Here is a 14750-nt window from a genome sequence, read left to right as displayed (position 1 = left end):
GACACCTCGTGTGGGTTCGAACGCCCTGCGGGCTCGGACCATTCCCTTGATTGTAGGTGCGCGGGCAATTAATGTACTGACCGGAACATTAAGTCGCGGACCGGACCGAACGGAGGCGCCGTGACACCCGAACCCGTTGCTCCCGTGCGTCGTCGCGGCCGTCCCCGCGCCACCGAGCGCGCCGACACCCGCGAGCGGATCAACAAGGCGGCCCTCGAGCTGTTCGCCGAACGCGGTTTCCATGCCACCGGCGTGGCCGAGATCGGCGCGAAAGCCGACGTCCAGCGGGGTGCGCTGTACTACCACATCGGCTCGAAGGAAGACCTGCTGTGGGCGATCCTGCGTGACTACACCCGGCTGCTGCTCGCCGACGCCGAACGCATCGTCGCCGCGGGCACCGACCCCGTCGAAACCTTGCGTCGACTCACCCGCAGCCATGTCGAACTGATCGTCACCCATCGTCGCGCGGTGGCCGTGCACCTGCGTGACGCGGACGCCCTCACCCGCGAACACGCGGTGGTCCTGCAGCAGTTGCGCGACCGCATCCAGCGACTCTGGCAGGACGTCATCGACGCGGGCTTCGCGGCCGGGCAACTGCGCACTGCCGACCACATCGTCACCAACGGCCTGCTCGGCATGCTCAATTCGCTGGGCTACTGGTACCGCGAGCGCGGCACCCACTCCCCCGCCGAGATCGCCGACATCCTCATCGACACCGTCCTGTCCGGGCTCATCGCCACGGACGACAACACGAAAGGCTGACCATGGCTTGGGATTTCGAGACCGATCCGGAGTACCAGCGCAAGCTCGACTGGGTGGCGGAGTTCGTTCGCACCGAGGTCGAGCCCCTGGATCTGCTCTATCCCAATCCCTATGACCGGACCGACCCCGAGATCCGGGCGCTGATGCGGCCGCTGCAGCAGCAGGTCAAGGAGCAGGGTTTGTGGGCCTGCCATCTCGGTCCCGAGCTGGGCGGGCCCGGTTTCGGCCAGCTCAAGTTGGCGCTGCTCAACGAAGTGCTCGGCACGTCGATGTGGGCGCCGCTCGTCTTCGGTTGCCAGGCACCGGATTCCGGGAATGCCGAGATCCTGGCGCACTTCGGCACCGAGAAGCAGAAGGCGAAGTACCTGCAGCCATTGCTCGACGGCGAGATCGGCTCCTGCTACGCGATGACCGAGCCCACCGGCGGCTCTGACCCGACCGCGTTCCGCACGACCGCGGTCCGCGACGGTGACGAGTGGGTCATCAACGGCGAGAAGTGGTTCAACTCCGCCGCCGAATTCGCCACCTTCCACATCGTGATGGTGGTGACCGACCCCGAGGCCGAACCGCACCAGCGGTTGTCGATGTTCATCGTGCCCGCCGACGCACCCGGGCTCGAACTGGTGCGCAACTTCACTGTGCCCGGATTCAGCGAACACGAGGGGCACCTGCGTTTCACCGACGTCCGGGTGCCCGCCGATCATCTGCTCGGCGCGGAAGGCGCGGGCTTCATCGTCGCGCAGACCCGACTCGGCGGCGGGCGCGTGCACCACGCGATGCGCACAGTCGCGTTGGTGCGCAAGGCCTTCGACATGATGTGCGAGCGCGCGGTGTCACGACCGGCCCGCAAGGGCGTGCTCGGCGGCTTCCAGATGACGCAGGAACGCATCGCCGACAGCTGGATCCAGATGGAACAGTTCCGGCTGCTGGTCCTGCGCACCGCGTGGCGCATCGACCAGGCCCAGGACTACCGCGCCGTCCGCAAGGACATCGCCGCCATCAAGATCGCCATGCCGACCGTCATGAACGACATCGCGCGCCGCGCACTGCATCTGCACGGCGCGATGGGCGTGAGCACCGACCTCCCCTTCCTCGACATGACCACCTACGCCGAGGTCATGGCCATCGCCGACGGGCCGACCGAGGTCCACAAGATCACCCTCGCCAAGGAAGTGCTCAAGAACTACACCCCGGGTGATCCGGTGTACCCCAGCGGTTACCGGCCCGCGCTGCGTGCGGAAGCGCGCGATCTGGTCGCGCGTCGTCTCGAACACGAGGTCGGCAACCTGTAAAGGTCCACGATCCGCGGCGGTGCAGGAACTAGCCTGCCTCGTATGCGTGACGCCGGGCACGACAAGAGTTCTGACCGAACGACCGAGCAGGATGCCGTCCCGGTACATCCCGTGGCGGACGCGCGCTCGATCAACAAACCGGTGTTCCTCACCGCCGCGGGGATCGTGCTCGCGTTCGCGATCTGGGCGCTGATCTCACCGTCGAGCGCCGAAACGGTGGTCGGCGAGGTGAAGACCTTCATCTCGACCTGGTTCGGCTGGTGGTACTTTCTGCTCGCCACAGCCATTCTCGGACTCGTCGTCTTCCTCGGTGCGAGCAAGTACGGCCGCTACCGGCTCGGACCGGAGGAGTCGCGGCCCGAATACAGCCTGTTCTCCTGGACGTCGATGCTGTTCGCCGCGGGCATCGGCATCGACCTGATGTTCTTCTCGGTGGCTGAGCCCGTCTACAACTACCTGCACCCACCGTCGGGCCCGGCTCAGACGGATCAGACCGCCCGCGACGCGGTGACCTGGACGATCTTCCACTACGGCATCACCGGTTGGGCGATGTACGCGCTGATGGGCGGCGCGCTGGCTTACTTCGCGTTCCGCCACAATCTGCCGCTCACGATCCGGGCGGCGCTGTATCCGATCTTCGGCAAGCGGGTGCACGGCCGGTGGGGCGATGCGATCGACGTGGCCGCGGTGCTCGGCACCATCTTCGGCATCGCCACCTCGCTTGGCATCGGCATCGTGCAGCTCAACTACGGGCTGCACGAGCTGTTCGGGATCTCGCAGGGCAAGGCCGCCCAGATCGGGCTCATCGCGCTTTCGGTGGTCATCACGACGATTTCGGCGACCACTGGCGTCGACAAGGGCATCCGCCGGTTGTCCGAACTCAATGTGATCATGGCGATCGCGCTGCTGATCTACATCCTCCTCGCCGGCCGCACCGACTTCCTGCTCAACGGCTTCACCCAGAATGCCGGCGACTACCTTTCGACCTTCCTCGACCGAACGCTCAACACGTTCGCGTGGGAGCGCAACCCGGAAACAGCCAACCAGCCCTCGACCTGGCTCGACAGCTGGACCCTGTTCTTCTGGGCGTGGTGGGTGGCCTGGGCACCGTTCGTGGGCCTGTTCCTGGCCCGGATCTCGCGCGGACGCACCTTGCGCCAGTTCATCTTCGGTGTGCTGGTGGTGCCGTTCAGCTTCACCGTGTTGTGGATTTCGGTCTTCGGCAACAGCGCCCTGGAGGTCGCCAGGAAAGACAAGGAATTCGCCGAACAGACCGCTGCCAGAGCCGAATTGGGCTTCTACTCACTGCTCGAGCAGTACCCTGGCGCGACCTTCCTGCTCGGTATCGCGACCATCACCGGACTGCTGTTCTATGTGACAAGCGCCGACTCGGGATCACTGGTCATGGGCAATTTCACCTCGAAACTGTCCGACCCGATGGCCGACTGCGCCCGCGGCACCCGCATCTTCTGGGCCGTCGCGATCGGCGTGCTGACCCTGTCGATGCTGTTCGCGGGGTCGGGCGGTTCGATCACCACGCTGCAGAACGCCACCATCATCATGGGGTTGCCGTTCTCGTTCGTGCTGGCGCTCATCGGCGTCGCGTTGCTGCGTTCGCTGCACAACGAGTCGTACAAGATCGACAGCTACCGCGCGGCGCTGCCGAATGCCATCGCGGCGGGGCGCGGGCCCAGCGAACAGACCAGTTGGCGGCGCAGGCTCATCGGCACCATCCACTATCCGGGTCCGGCCGCCACCCGAAAGTTCGTCAGCAACACCGTCATTCCGGCGATGCACGACGTCTCGGCCGAATTCGCGAAAATGGGGGTCACCGCCACGGTCGACGAAACCGATCTCAACGAGGGGCTGCCCGCGCCGCGCCTGATCGTCGATCAGGCCAATGAGCCCCGGTTCGAATACGGCGTGTATCCGGTCTCGGCACCCACGCCGAGTTACGCGGTGCTCGCCCAGCGTTCCGACGACCGCTATTTCCGATGCGAGGTCTACCTCTCGGAGGGTTCGCAGGGGTACTCGCTCAACGGCTACACCAAGGAACAGACAATCGGCGACATTCTCGACCAGTACGAACGCCATCTCGGCTATCTGCACCTGCGGCGCGCGGCCACCGATCACCACGATCCCGAAGCGAGCACCGACAGCGAACTGTGAAGGGACATCATGAGCGAGACCCTCTACATCGATGGAACCTGGCGGGCAGCAGCCTCCGGGAAGACCCGCGAAATACGTTGTCCGGCCGATGATTCCGTAGTCGGAATCGTCGCCGAGGCAAGCGCGGAGGACACTGTCGCGGCCATTGCCGCGGCCCGCAATGCCTTCGACCACGGACCGTGGCGCGAGACGTCGGCGGCCGAGCGTGGTGACCTGCTGCTCAAGGTTGCCGACGCGATCGATGATCGGCGGGAGGAATTCGTCAACGCCGAGACTCTCGACACCGGCAAACGGCCGTACGAGTCCGAGATCGACATGTCCGACATCGCGAACTGCTTCCGGTATTTCGGCAAGCTCGCCGCCGACGACGCGGGCCGGGTGGTCGACGCGGGCTCGCCCGATATCGACTCCAGGATCGTCTACGAGCCGGTCGGGGTGTGCGGGCTGATCACGCCGTGGAACTACCCCCTGTTGCAGGCGGCATGGAAGGTCGCGCCCGCGCTGGCGGCGGGTAATACCTTCGTGCTCAAACCGGCTGAACTGACGCCCCACACCGCGATCCTGTTGATGTCGGTGCTCGACGAGCTCGAAGTGCCTGCGGGAGTGGCGAACCTGGTGCTCGGTGCGGGTGCCAGCGCGGGGGCGCCGCTGTCGGAGCACCCCGATGTCGACCTGGTCTCGTTCACCGGCGGGCTGGCCACCGGCAAGATCATCGCGCGCGAAGCGGCCGCCACGGTGAAGAAGGTCGCCCTGGAACTCGGCGGCAAGAATCCGAATGTGATCTTCGCCGACGCCTGCGACACCTCCGAACGCCTGGCCGCCAGTGTCGACAACGCCCTGAACGCGGCCTTCCTGCACTCGGGCCAAGTGTGTTCGGCGGGTGCGCGTTTGGTGATCGAGGAATCGGCGCACGATCGTTTCGTCGACGAGCTCGTCCGCCGCGCCGAGCAGATCCGGCTCGGGTTGCCCTTCGCCGAAGGCACCGAAACCGGGCCGCTGATCTCGGCCGCCCACCGCGACAAGGTGAATGCCTATGTCGAACAGGCCCGTGCCGAAGGTGCCGTCATCCGCACCGGCGGTGCCTTCGCCACCGGCGACGAAGGCTCGGGCAATCTCGACAACGGCTGGTTCTACCTGCCGACGGTCATCGACGGGGCGACCCGCGCGATGGCGTGCGTGCACGACGAGGCGTTCGGGCCCACCGTGACCGTGGAGACATTCACCAGCGAGGACGAGGCCGTCGAGATCGCCAACGACACCGAATACGGTCTCGCGGGCGCGGTCTGGTCCAGCGATGCCGCGCGCGCCCGCCGCGTGGCCGCCCGGTTGCGGCACGGCACGGTGTGGGTCAACGACTTCGGGCCGTATCTGCCGCAGGCCGAGTGGGGTGGTTTCGGTCGCTCCGGTGTGGGCCGGGAGCTCGGGCCGTCCGGCTTGCACGAGTATCGCGAGGCCAAACACGTCTATGAGAATCTCCGGCCGGGGGTCACCGGCTGGTTCACCGTTCGGGAGGGACAGCGATGACCACTTACGATTACGTGATCGTCGGCGGCGGTTCGGCGGGCGCGGCCGTCGCGTCACGGTTGTCCGAGGATCCGTCGGTGACGGTCTGTCTGCTCGAGGCGGGACCGTCCGATGTCGACGACCCGGCGATCCTGCAGCTCGATCGCTGGATGGAGCTCCTGGAATCGGGCTACGACTGGGATTACCCGATCGAGCCGCAGGAGAACGGCAATTCGTTCATGCGCCATGCCCGCGCCAAGGTGCTCGGCGGTTGTTCCTCGCACAACAGCTGCATCGCGTTCTGGGCGCCGCGCGAGGATCTGGACTCGTGGGAGAACGACCACGGTGCCGCCGGGTGGGGCGCCGATTCGGTGTATCGGCTGTACCCGCGGATCGAAACCAATGACGCCCCCGGCGAGCACCACGGGCGCAGCGGTCCGGTGAACATCATGACGGTTCCTGCGAACGATCCGTGCGGTGTCGCCCTGCTCGACGCCTGCGAAGAGGTCGGCATTCCGCGCGCCGAGTTCAATGCCGGACGCACAGTTGTCAACGGCGCCAACTTCTTTCAGATCAACAGCCGCACCGACGGCACGCGGTCGTCGTCCTCGGTCAGCTACTTGCACCCCAATCTCGATCGCCCGAATCTGACCGTCCGGACAGGCGCTTGGGTCAAAAAGATCGTGATCGAGAACGGTCGCGCCGTCGGGGTCGACATCACCGACAACGCGTTCGGTCGCACCACCCGGATCAACGCCGACCGTGAGGTGATCATCTCCGCCGGTGCCATCGACTCACCCAAGCTCCTCATGCTCTCGGGCATCGGACCTGCCGATCACTTGCGCGAGATAGGAATTGACGTGGTTGTCGACTCCCCCGGGGTCGGCGCGCACCTACAGGACCACCCGGAGAGCGTGATCGGCTTCGAGACGACCCGACCGATGGTGGACAGCTCCACACAGTGGTGGGAGGCAGGGATCTTCACGCCGACCGAAGACGGCCTCGACCGACCGGACCTGATGATGCACTACGGCAGCGTCCCGTTCGACATGCACACCCTGCGCCAGGGCTACCCGACCGCCGAGAACACCTTCTGCCTCACCCCGAACGTCACCCACGCCCGCTCCCGCGGCACCGTGCGGTTGCGCTCGCGCGACTTCCGCGACAAGCCGAAGGTCGACCCTCGCTACTTCACCGACCCCGAGGGTCACGACATGCGGGTGATGATCGCGGGCTTGCGCAAGGCCCGCGAGATCGCCGCGACGGAGCCACTCGCGGACTGGGTGGAGCGTGAGCTGTACCCGGGCCCGGACGTGCAGACCGATGCCGAACTGGCCGACTACGTGCGCCGCACCCACAACACCGTCTACCACCCGGCGGGCACGGTCCGCATGGGCGCGGTCGACGACCCGATGAGCCCACTCGACCCGGAACTGCGGGTCAAGGGCGTCAAAGGTCTACGCGTAGCCGATGCTTCGGTGTTCCCCGAACACACCACCGTGAACCCGAACATCACCGTCATGCTCGTCGGCGAACGCTGCGCCGAACTGGTCGCCGCCGACCGGAATTAACTCAGCCGACCGCCTTTTCACGGAGACGCTCGCGACCTCCTCGCCCGAGGAAGTCCGCGACCTGACGGCCCGCCGACTCGAACACGGAGTCGGCGGGCCGTCGTGCCGAAGTGGTCAGACCCCGCTCAGCAGCCAGGGCTGGAAGGTGCACGCCAGGGCGGGGGTTTGCTCCGGGTCGAAGGCGTTGAGGACGATCGAGAGCACACGTGGCGAGTAGACCATCGTGATGTGGCCGGACAGGTCCTGCTCACAGCCGTCCTGCAGGGTGACGTTGCGAACGGTCGCGCCAGGGCCCGCCGTCAAGAAGGTCTGGTCGTAGGGGGTGGAGACCTGGTCCCAGCGGCTGCCGACCACGGTGTAGTCGACGCCGGGCATCGTGTCGCCGCCTGCATTGAGCCGGTTGATGAAGTCCGATCCCACGGTCTGCTGGATGCCCGCGTGGCCGATGAAGATTTCCTGGAAGCCGAGAATGTCGATGCCCATGTTGTTGATCGCCCTGCCCAGCGCCGCGATCCCGAGCAGCGTGGTGCCGTGATTGGTGGCGCCGAGGGTGATCATCTGCTGCACCTTCTCCGCGCCACCGTTGAATTTCAGGTACTGCCGTCCGACCGTGCCGCCCTGGGAGTGGCCGACCAGGTTGACCTTGCTCGCCCCGGTGGCGACAAGCACGCGGTCGACGAAGTTCGCGATCTGAGCAGCCGATTCCTCGATGTAGCCGGTGGCGTTGACCGAAGGTAGCGCCGAACCGACCCCACCGCCGTCAACCAGGCCGGCCTGCCCGTAATTCAGCGTGAAGACGCAATGACCGGCGTCGTGCAGGGGTTGGGCCATGTACGCGAAGTTGAGATAGGCGTTCGACCAGGTCCCGTGCAACAGCACCACCGGTTCCGGATTGCGCTCGGTGGGTTTGCAATTCCAGTCGTTGGCGCCTGCGGGGGCCGCCTCCGGATTGAGCAGGCCGTAGCCGAACGCGGCCAGCCCGGAGGTCTGATGCGGTCCGAAGCCCACGGTGTCGGAGGCGTATCCGCCCGAGGAGCCCGAACTCGAGCCGGAACCGCCGAGGCAGTCACCGGACCCGTTGCCCGAACCCGCACCGCTGCCCGAAGTGCACGCCGACCCGGTACCGACGATCGGCTTCGCGGCGGGGTCTTTCAGCCCCTCGGCAATGAGATCGGCCAGTTGCTGTTGCGTCGGTGCCGGCTCGGCGGTTGCGGCATGACCCGACAACCCCGTGGCCACGACCACCGCGCAGGCGACGAACGCCACCGACCATCCACTGACCTTCGAGCTCATTCCGGCTCCCGCATCCCTCGTCTGGCACGAATGTGTTGGCCGAGAAGCTAGTTTCGTCAGCGCCTCGATCGGCACGGTCGCGCGCAGATCAGAGTCAAGTCACGGGCATCTGCGCGGATATCAGGTCCGCATGACAACACGCGCCGGGTTTCCCCACGGTATGCGCCGAAAATAAATCAGCCGACATTTCGGGCGCGATATGTCACCATCATTTCAGCAGGTGATCCGCATCGGGCGAGGAACCGACGAGCAGCAGCGAGAGGAGGAGACGGCCGTGAAACAGCAAGCGCCACAGCGAGATTCGGATAAGACCTATCGCCGCGCGGAATCGGTCCATAGCGCGATGCGCCTGGATATCGATGGCTTCGGCCGTCTCCTGTTCGTGGCCTGACCGGCCATCCACCTCCGACGTTCGCTTCTCTCGAAAACATGGTGATTCCCATGATGATTCGTCCTGCCGTCGACTCGACGGTGCCCGCATCCGAGGACTGGATACGCCAAAGGGTGCTCGTGCTGAACGCCAGCTACGAGGCCCTCGACGAGATCACCGCCGACCGGGCCGTGACACTGCTGATCAGCGGCGCCGCGGAGACGGTCATCGAGCGGGTACCGCACTTCCCGATCCGGTCGCAGCATCTCGTCATCGGGTTGCCCGAGACCATTCGACTGGTGCGGTATGTGTACCTGGCGCATGTCAGGCCGATCGGTGACGACAGCCGCGCCACCCTCGCGGGAGTGCTGCGTCGCGACAAGCACCGGTGCGGGTACTGCGCCGACTGGGCGCACACCGTCGACCACATCCGCCCGCGTTCCAGGGGCGGACCCAATACCTGGAGCAATCTCGTGGCCTGCTGTGCCCCGTGCAATTCGGGCAAGGCCGACCGCACCCCGGAAGAGGCGGGGATGCGGCTGCTGTGGGAGCCGAAGGCTCCCGACCCGCTCGCCCGCAAGCAGCGCCGGATCTGGAAGGAGTACGCGCCGTGACCACCACCGACCTCGCACTGACCGAACTGCTGACCCTGTCCGATTCCGGAGAATGGCACCGCGCCGCCTGCCGTGGTGACCCCAACCACGAGGCGTGGTTTCCATACCCGTCGCAGGACTTCGACTACGCCCGCAAGATCTGCGCCGATTGCCCGTTGCTCGCGGGGTGCACCGAGTACGCGGCGCAGACGGGTCAGTCGGGAGTGTGGGGTGGTCGTGAGTACGACCGCGGCCGCGTGATCCGTGCCTGATCGGCCGAGCCGGGTGTCCTGAGACACCCGGCTCGGTTCGTTTCGGCACACAGTGCATGGTTGCGCGCGCTGCCTCACCGTGGCTGACCGCCCGTACCGCACGCCGTGACCTGCGGTGATGCGCAGCCGTATGCGCTGTGCTGCGGTTGTGCGCGGTGTCCTTAAACTTGCCGCGTGGGTACGCATCGCAACGGGACCAGTTCTCGAAGTATCAGCAAGGGTCCGGTTATCGCGGCATCGGCACTCGTCCTGGTGATCGTCGCCGTTTTCGCGTGGTTCCAGCTCAGTGACCGCGCCGATTCGACCGACGTGGCCGCCGCCGCCGAGTGCGTCGAGGGGTCCGCGCAGCTCGATGTCACCGTCGACCCGGCGATCGCGGGTCCGGTGCAGGCCGCGGCCGACCGGTTCAACGCCTCCAAGCCACGGGTGCGCGACCACTGCGCGCAGGTGGCGGTGTCGGCTCACCCGACGAGCGCGCTTATAGCCGGCCTCGCCGATACCGCGAAGTGGGATCCGGCGCTGGGCCCGCTGCCAGGATTGTGGATCGCTGATTCGAGCCGATCCATCGAGCTGGTTCGGGTGCCGGGCCTGATCGAGGGCACGCCCGCCTCGATCGCCACCAGTCCGATCGTGCTGGCCATGCCCGATGCCCTGCGTCAAGTGCTCGAGCAGCATCAGATCTCCTGGGCCGACCTGCCGCGCCTGCAGCAGGGCTCGCTCGACGAGCTCGGTCTGTCGGGCTGGGGTGGGCTGCGGATGGCGCTGCCCGCCGGTGACGCCACGACCGCCGCCGCCGCATCGATCGGTGCCGCGATCTCGGGGACCGATCCGCTCACCGAGCAGGCAGCGGGCTCCGGTCAGGTCGTCGCCGCGATTTCCGGGCTCGCCGCGGACGCCCGGACTCCGGCCGACCTGATGACCGCCAAGTCGGCGATCAGCGCGAATCCCGCCGGCGACGACGTGCACGCGGTCGCCGCCACCCAGCAGCAGCTCGGCACCGGTGGCCTCACCGCGTACCGGCCCGTCGGCACCGCGCCGCTGGCCGACTATCCCGCGGCGCTGCTGTCGGGGCCGTGGGTCGACAAGACCCAGAATCTGATCGCGTCGCGATTCATCGACTTCCTGCGCGCACCCGAGCAGGCAGGCGCGCTCGGCACCGCGGGCTTCGGTCCCGCCATCGGCTCGGCACCGGCGAACCCGCCCCGCGCGGCCCTGGAAAAGGTGCAGTCGACACTGGCGAACCCGGTTCTCGGCGTGAACGGCACGGTCTTGCTCGACGTGTCTTCGTCGATGGGCACCGCGGAGGGCTCGACCACCCGCCTGTCGAACGCCATCGCCGCTGTCGCCTCGACTCTGCAGGTGATGCCGCCCGACTTCGGCCTGGGTCTGTGGACGTTCGGCAAGAACCTCGACGGCACCACCCCGTACCAGGTGCAGGTGGACACCGAGCTGCTCACCGACGCCCAGCGCAACGCCGTCGGCTCGGCGGTCACGTCCGTGAAGCCGAGCCAGGTCGTCGCCGATCAGGCCTACCCGAGCCTGCTCGCCGCCTACCGTGCCGCGGTCGCGGGCTACTCCCCCGGTCGGACGAATTCGATCCTGCTGATCACCGACGGTCCCGACGACGATTCGACGCTGACCGGCCCCGCGCTCGTCAGCGAGATCACGGCGGCGACCAGGTCGGACAAACCCGTCCGTATCGATGTTGTTGTGGTGGGCGGCGAGGGCACGCAGACCCTGCAGACCCTCGCCGAACAAACCGGCGGCACCTACACCCGCATGCCCACCAGCAACGACCTCGGCTTCGGCACCGCGGTGGTCAAGGCACTCACCACGCCTTAGTCGCTACAGCGAAACCTGCACCAGCGCACCGGATTCCATCGCGACCCACAGGAACCCGGCCGCGTCGACAGTGAGTCCGTGCGGTTCGGCACCCGGGAGGTCGAGGTGGGTGATGGTGCCGTCGGTGGTGATCCGGCCGAGTCGGCAGCTCGCCCACTCGGTGAACCACAGGGCACCGTCGGGACCTGCCACGATCGCGTGCGGGCGAGCCTCGGTGTTCGGCAGGGCGAATTCGGTGACGTTGCCGTCGAGGTCGATACGACCGATCGCACCGGCACCGATTTCGGTGAACCACAGCGCGTCATCGGGGCCCGCGGTGATGCCGACCGGGCCGGCCGCGGGCGTGGGGAGCGGATGGACTCGGAGCGCGAGGTCGGTGTCGACGCGGGCAATCGCGTTGCCCTGGTTCACCGTAAGCCACAGCGCCCCATCGGGTCCCGGCGTGATCATCGAGGGCATGCCGTCGATCTCGACACGGGCGACGGAGCCGTCCCCTGCGAGTCGCCCGACCCGGCCCGCCTGCAATTCGGTGAACCAGAGCGCCCCATCCGACCCGACGCACGCACCGTAGGGGCCTTCCATGACCAGACTTGTCACGGTCCCCTCGGTGCTGATCCGCCCGAGTCTGCCACCGTGGAACTCGGTGAACCACAACGCTTTGTCGGCGCCGGTGACGATCACCGTCGGCTGTCCGTCGGACTGTTCGAGCGGATAGGTCTCGACGACCCCGTCCCCGTATCGTCCGATCACGCCTTGCGTGACCAGCGTGAACCACAGCGCCCCATCGGGCCCGACGGTCACCCCGTACGGCGCCCCCGGCACTTCCAGTACCTGCACGATCTCAGCCAAAGTTCTCGATTCCCTTCTGGATTCCCCGGAAACGACGCCGCAGCGCCCGATCGTGCGACACCACGACCACCGCCCCCCGATACTCGCTCAGCGCCCGTTCCACTTCGTCGACCAAGGTCAATGACAGGTGGTTGGTCGGCTCGTCCAACAGCAACAGGTCGTGTTCACCGGCGAGCACACGGGCCAGCGCGAGGCGGCGCCGCTGACCTTCCGACAGGGTGCCGACCTTCCGATCGAGCAGTTCGGGGGCGAACAACCCGGTGGCGAGCAATGCCTCGCGCCCGAATCCGTAGGTGTCGGTAACACTTCGGTGTGGGTCGAACCGCTCGTCCTGGCGCAGGTAGCCGACGCGGCCACGGGCCGACGCGTGGATCGCATCGAGCAGGGACGACTTTCCCGCGCCGTTGGGTCCGTGGATCAGCAGCCGCTCGCGCGGGCCGAGAGTCAGTGGTCCGATACTGAATTCGGCACCGGTTCCCGCGGTGAATTGTCCGCGGAACCGCAGCGGTTCGGGCGGTCGCGGCACCGGCGCCTCGCGCAGTCGGCGCAACCGTTCAGCGGTATTGCGCACTCGCGTGGCCACCGAGCTCTGCACCCGGCCGGCATTGCGGTCGTAGGCCATCTTGTTGTTGTCGGTCATCGCACGCCCCGGCGCAACCCGCTGCGCCGTGCTCGTCGCGAATTCCTCCAAGCGTCCGATGTCGTTGCGCCACTGCGTGTATGCCTGTTCCCAGCGAATGCGCGCGGCTGCCTGCTCGGTCAGGAATCCGGTGTAGCCGCCGCCGAATCGGGTGAGCGCGCCGTCGGCGACCTCGATGATCGCGGTGACCACCCGGTCGAGGAAGATCCGGTCGTGTGAAACCAGTACGACCGTGCCCGGATGGGTGCGCAGCCGATTCTCCAGCCAGGTCAGCGCGGCTTCGTCGAGGTGGTTGGTCGGCTCGTCGAGCAGTAGTACTTCCGGGGAGGCCGCGAGCAGGCAGGCCAGGCCGAGCCGGGCGCGTTCCCCGCCGGACAGGCTGACCAGGGGGCGGTCGCGGTCGATGCCTGCCAATCCGAGGCCGTGCAGCGATGCGTCCACCCTGGCATCGGCGGAGTAACCGTCGCGGGCCTCGAAACGGGCGAGCAGTTCGCCGTAGCGTTCCATGTCCTGCGCTTCGGCGGCGGCCTGCATGCCGGCTTCCAGTTCGCGCAGTTCCGCCATCGCCAGTTCGATTGCTGCACAGACCGTTTCGCCGGGCAGGGTCTGCGCTAGGTGTCCGATCCCGCCCTCAGCGGTGACTGTGATCGTGCCTTCGTCCGGGCGATCCAGTCCGGCGAGGAGGCGCAGGAGTGTCGATTTCCCCGAACCGTTTTCGCCGACGATGCCGATCCGTTCGCCGGGGCGGATCGCGGCCGAGACGGTGTCGAGCACGGGGCGGTCCGCGTAGGACTTCGATACTCCGCGCAAGGTCAGTTGAGTGGTCAAACAGTGCTCCAATCGCAACTCGTGTAGCTTTAACTTACAGATCCCCATCCACTAACGCAACAGGAGTTGTTTTTTGGAACCCCAACGACGGCCCGGCGGACGCAGCGCCCGGGTGCGGGAGGCCGTGCTCGACGCGACGACGGTCGAGCTCGCCGAGCGCGGCTATCAGGGCCTGAACGTGGATGCCGTCGCGCAGCGGGCCGGAGTCCACAAGACCACCGTCTACCGACGCTGGGGCGGGCCGGAGGGCCTGGTCGCGGACGCGCTCGGGCGTGCGTCCGAACAGGCGTGGCCGATCCCGGATACGGGCACCCTGGTCGGCGATCTGCGTGGGCTCACCGAACTGGTGCGGGCGGGCTTCGCCGATCCCGAATCCGGTCCGGTGGCAACAGCTTTCGTCACTGCGGGCATGCAGCACCCCGCTGCCGCCGCCGCGCTACGCGGCTTCTATGCCGCGCGTCACGAGGAGGCGGCGGCGATCGTGACGCGGGCGATCGCACGGGGCGAGGCCGAACCGGAGGTCGATGCGGACGAGATCATCCGGCTCGCTATCGCACCGCTGTTCCACCGACTGTTCATCACCCACGAACCGGTCACCGCCGAGCAGGCGCGCCGCGCCGCCGACATCGCGGCGACAATCGCCGGCACACCACCCGGCACCTGAATTCCCCTGTGTGCCAACCCAGCCCGTCGACAGCCGGTCACCCCTCGGCGCCCGACTGCCTCACACTTTTGCGCCTGCCCACACAGCGTGGGCGGCACGACG

At 67.1% G+C, this 14750-nt stretch carries 13 protein-coding genes; 10 read left to right on the top strand and 3 right to left on the bottom strand.

Going from position 1 to position 14750, the window contains the following annotated elements:
• The first annotated feature begins 120 nt into the window (after positions 1–120).
• Genes ACFW6D_RS11785 through ACFW6D_RS11765 form a run of 5 tightly spaced genes read left to right on the top strand, consistent with a single transcriptional unit; the run spans position 121 to position 7297 of the window.
• Positions 121–762 carry a TetR/AcrR family transcriptional regulator gene (locus tag ACFW6D_RS11785; protein ID WP_379327306.1) on the top strand — a complete coding sequence of 214 codons (642 nt, stop codon included), beginning with the start codon at positions 121–123 and terminating at the stop codon, positions 760–762.
• Positions 763–764: 2 nt separating this feature from the next.
• A complete protein-coding gene (locus ACFW6D_RS11780; RefSeq protein WP_379327304.1) occupies positions 765–2054 on the top strand; it encodes an acyl-CoA dehydrogenase family protein in 1290 nt (429 codons plus the stop codon).
• A 42-nt stretch (positions 2055–2096) separates the two neighbouring features.
• The gene (gene betT / locus ACFW6D_RS11775; RefSeq protein WP_379327302.1) at positions 2097–4223 is read left to right on the top strand and encodes a choline BCCT transporter BetT; all 2127 of its coding nucleotides are present in this window, start codon (positions 2097–2099) and stop codon (positions 4221–4223) included.
• Positions 4224–4232: 9 nt separating this feature from the next.
• Positions 4233–5747 (top strand): aldehyde dehydrogenase family protein, encoded by a 1515-nt coding sequence (locus ACFW6D_RS11770; protein ID WP_379327300.1) that lies wholly within the window; start codon positions 4233–4235, stop codon positions 5745–5747.
• Positions 5744–7297 carry a GMC family oxidoreductase gene (locus ACFW6D_RS11765; protein WP_379327298.1) on the top strand — a complete coding sequence of 518 codons (1554 nt, stop codon included), beginning with the start codon at positions 5744–5746 and terminating at the stop codon, positions 7295–7297. The genes ACFW6D_RS11770 and ACFW6D_RS11765 overlap by 4 nt, the downstream gene beginning before the upstream one ends.
• Positions 7298–7411: 114 nt before the next feature.
• Here ACFW6D_RS11765 and ACFW6D_RS11760 read toward each other — a convergent pair whose 3' ends face one another.
• The gene (locus tag ACFW6D_RS11760; RefSeq protein ID WP_379327296.1) at positions 7412–8590 is read right to left on the bottom strand and encodes an esterase/lipase family protein; all 1179 of its coding nucleotides are present in this window, start codon (positions 8588–8590) and stop codon (positions 7412–7414) included.
• Positions 8591–8810: 220 nt separating this feature from the next.
• On the opposite strand from ACFW6D_RS11760, the gene ACFW6D_RS11755 reads away from it, so the two are divergent.
• From ACFW6D_RS11755 to ACFW6D_RS11740, 4 genes are all read left to right on the top strand, one after another.
• A complete protein-coding gene (locus ACFW6D_RS11755) occupies positions 8811–8981 on the top strand; it encodes a hypothetical protein (protein ID WP_379327294.1) in 171 nt (56 codons plus the stop codon).
• 50 nt (positions 8982–9031) lie between these two features.
• Positions 9032–9574, top strand: a complete 543-nt coding sequence (locus tag ACFW6D_RS11750) for an HNH endonuclease (protein WP_379327292.1) — start codon at positions 9032–9034, stop codon at positions 9572–9574.
• Positions 9571–9825 (top strand): WhiB family transcriptional regulator, encoded by a 255-nt coding sequence (locus ACFW6D_RS11745; protein ID WP_379229663.1) that lies wholly within the window; start codon positions 9571–9573, stop codon positions 9823–9825. The genes ACFW6D_RS11750 and ACFW6D_RS11745 overlap by 4 nt, the downstream gene beginning before the upstream one ends.
• Before the next feature lie 174 nt (positions 9826–9999).
• Positions 10000–11667, top strand: a complete 1668-nt coding sequence (locus ACFW6D_RS11740; RefSeq protein WP_379327290.1) for a VWA domain-containing protein — start codon at positions 10000–10002, stop codon at positions 11665–11667.
• A gap of 3 nt (positions 11668–11670) precedes the next feature.
• Here the strand turns inward: ACFW6D_RS11740 and ACFW6D_RS11735 are convergent, their stop codons facing one another.
• Positions 11671–12516, bottom strand: coding sequence for a virginiamycin B lyase (locus ACFW6D_RS11735; protein WP_379327288.1), 846 nt, complete (start codon positions 12514–12516; stop codon positions 11671–11673).
• Positions 12509–14032 carry an ABC-F family ATP-binding cassette domain-containing protein gene (locus tag ACFW6D_RS11730; protein ID WP_379327286.1) on the bottom strand — a complete coding sequence of 508 codons (1524 nt, stop codon included), beginning with the start codon at positions 14030–14032 and terminating at the stop codon, positions 12509–12511. Before ACFW6D_RS11730 ends, ACFW6D_RS11735 begins: the two co-directional genes overlap by 8 nt.
• A gap of 25 nt (positions 14033–14057) precedes the next feature.
• On the opposite strand from ACFW6D_RS11730, the gene ACFW6D_RS11725 reads away from it, so the two are divergent.
• Entirely contained in the window at positions 14058–14648 is a 591-nt protein-coding gene (locus tag ACFW6D_RS11725) for a TetR/AcrR family transcriptional regulator (protein WP_379327284.1), read from the top strand.
• The last annotated feature ends 102 nt before the right edge of the window (positions 14649–14750 follow it).

The sequence above is a fragment of the Nocardia sp. NPDC058705 genome, assembly GCF_042749305.1.
In the GTDB taxonomy this organism is placed as follows: domain Bacteria; phylum Actinomycetota; class Actinomycetes; order Mycobacteriales; family Mycobacteriaceae; genus Nocardia.
This window is presented reverse-complemented; position numbering and strand designations above follow the sequence as displayed.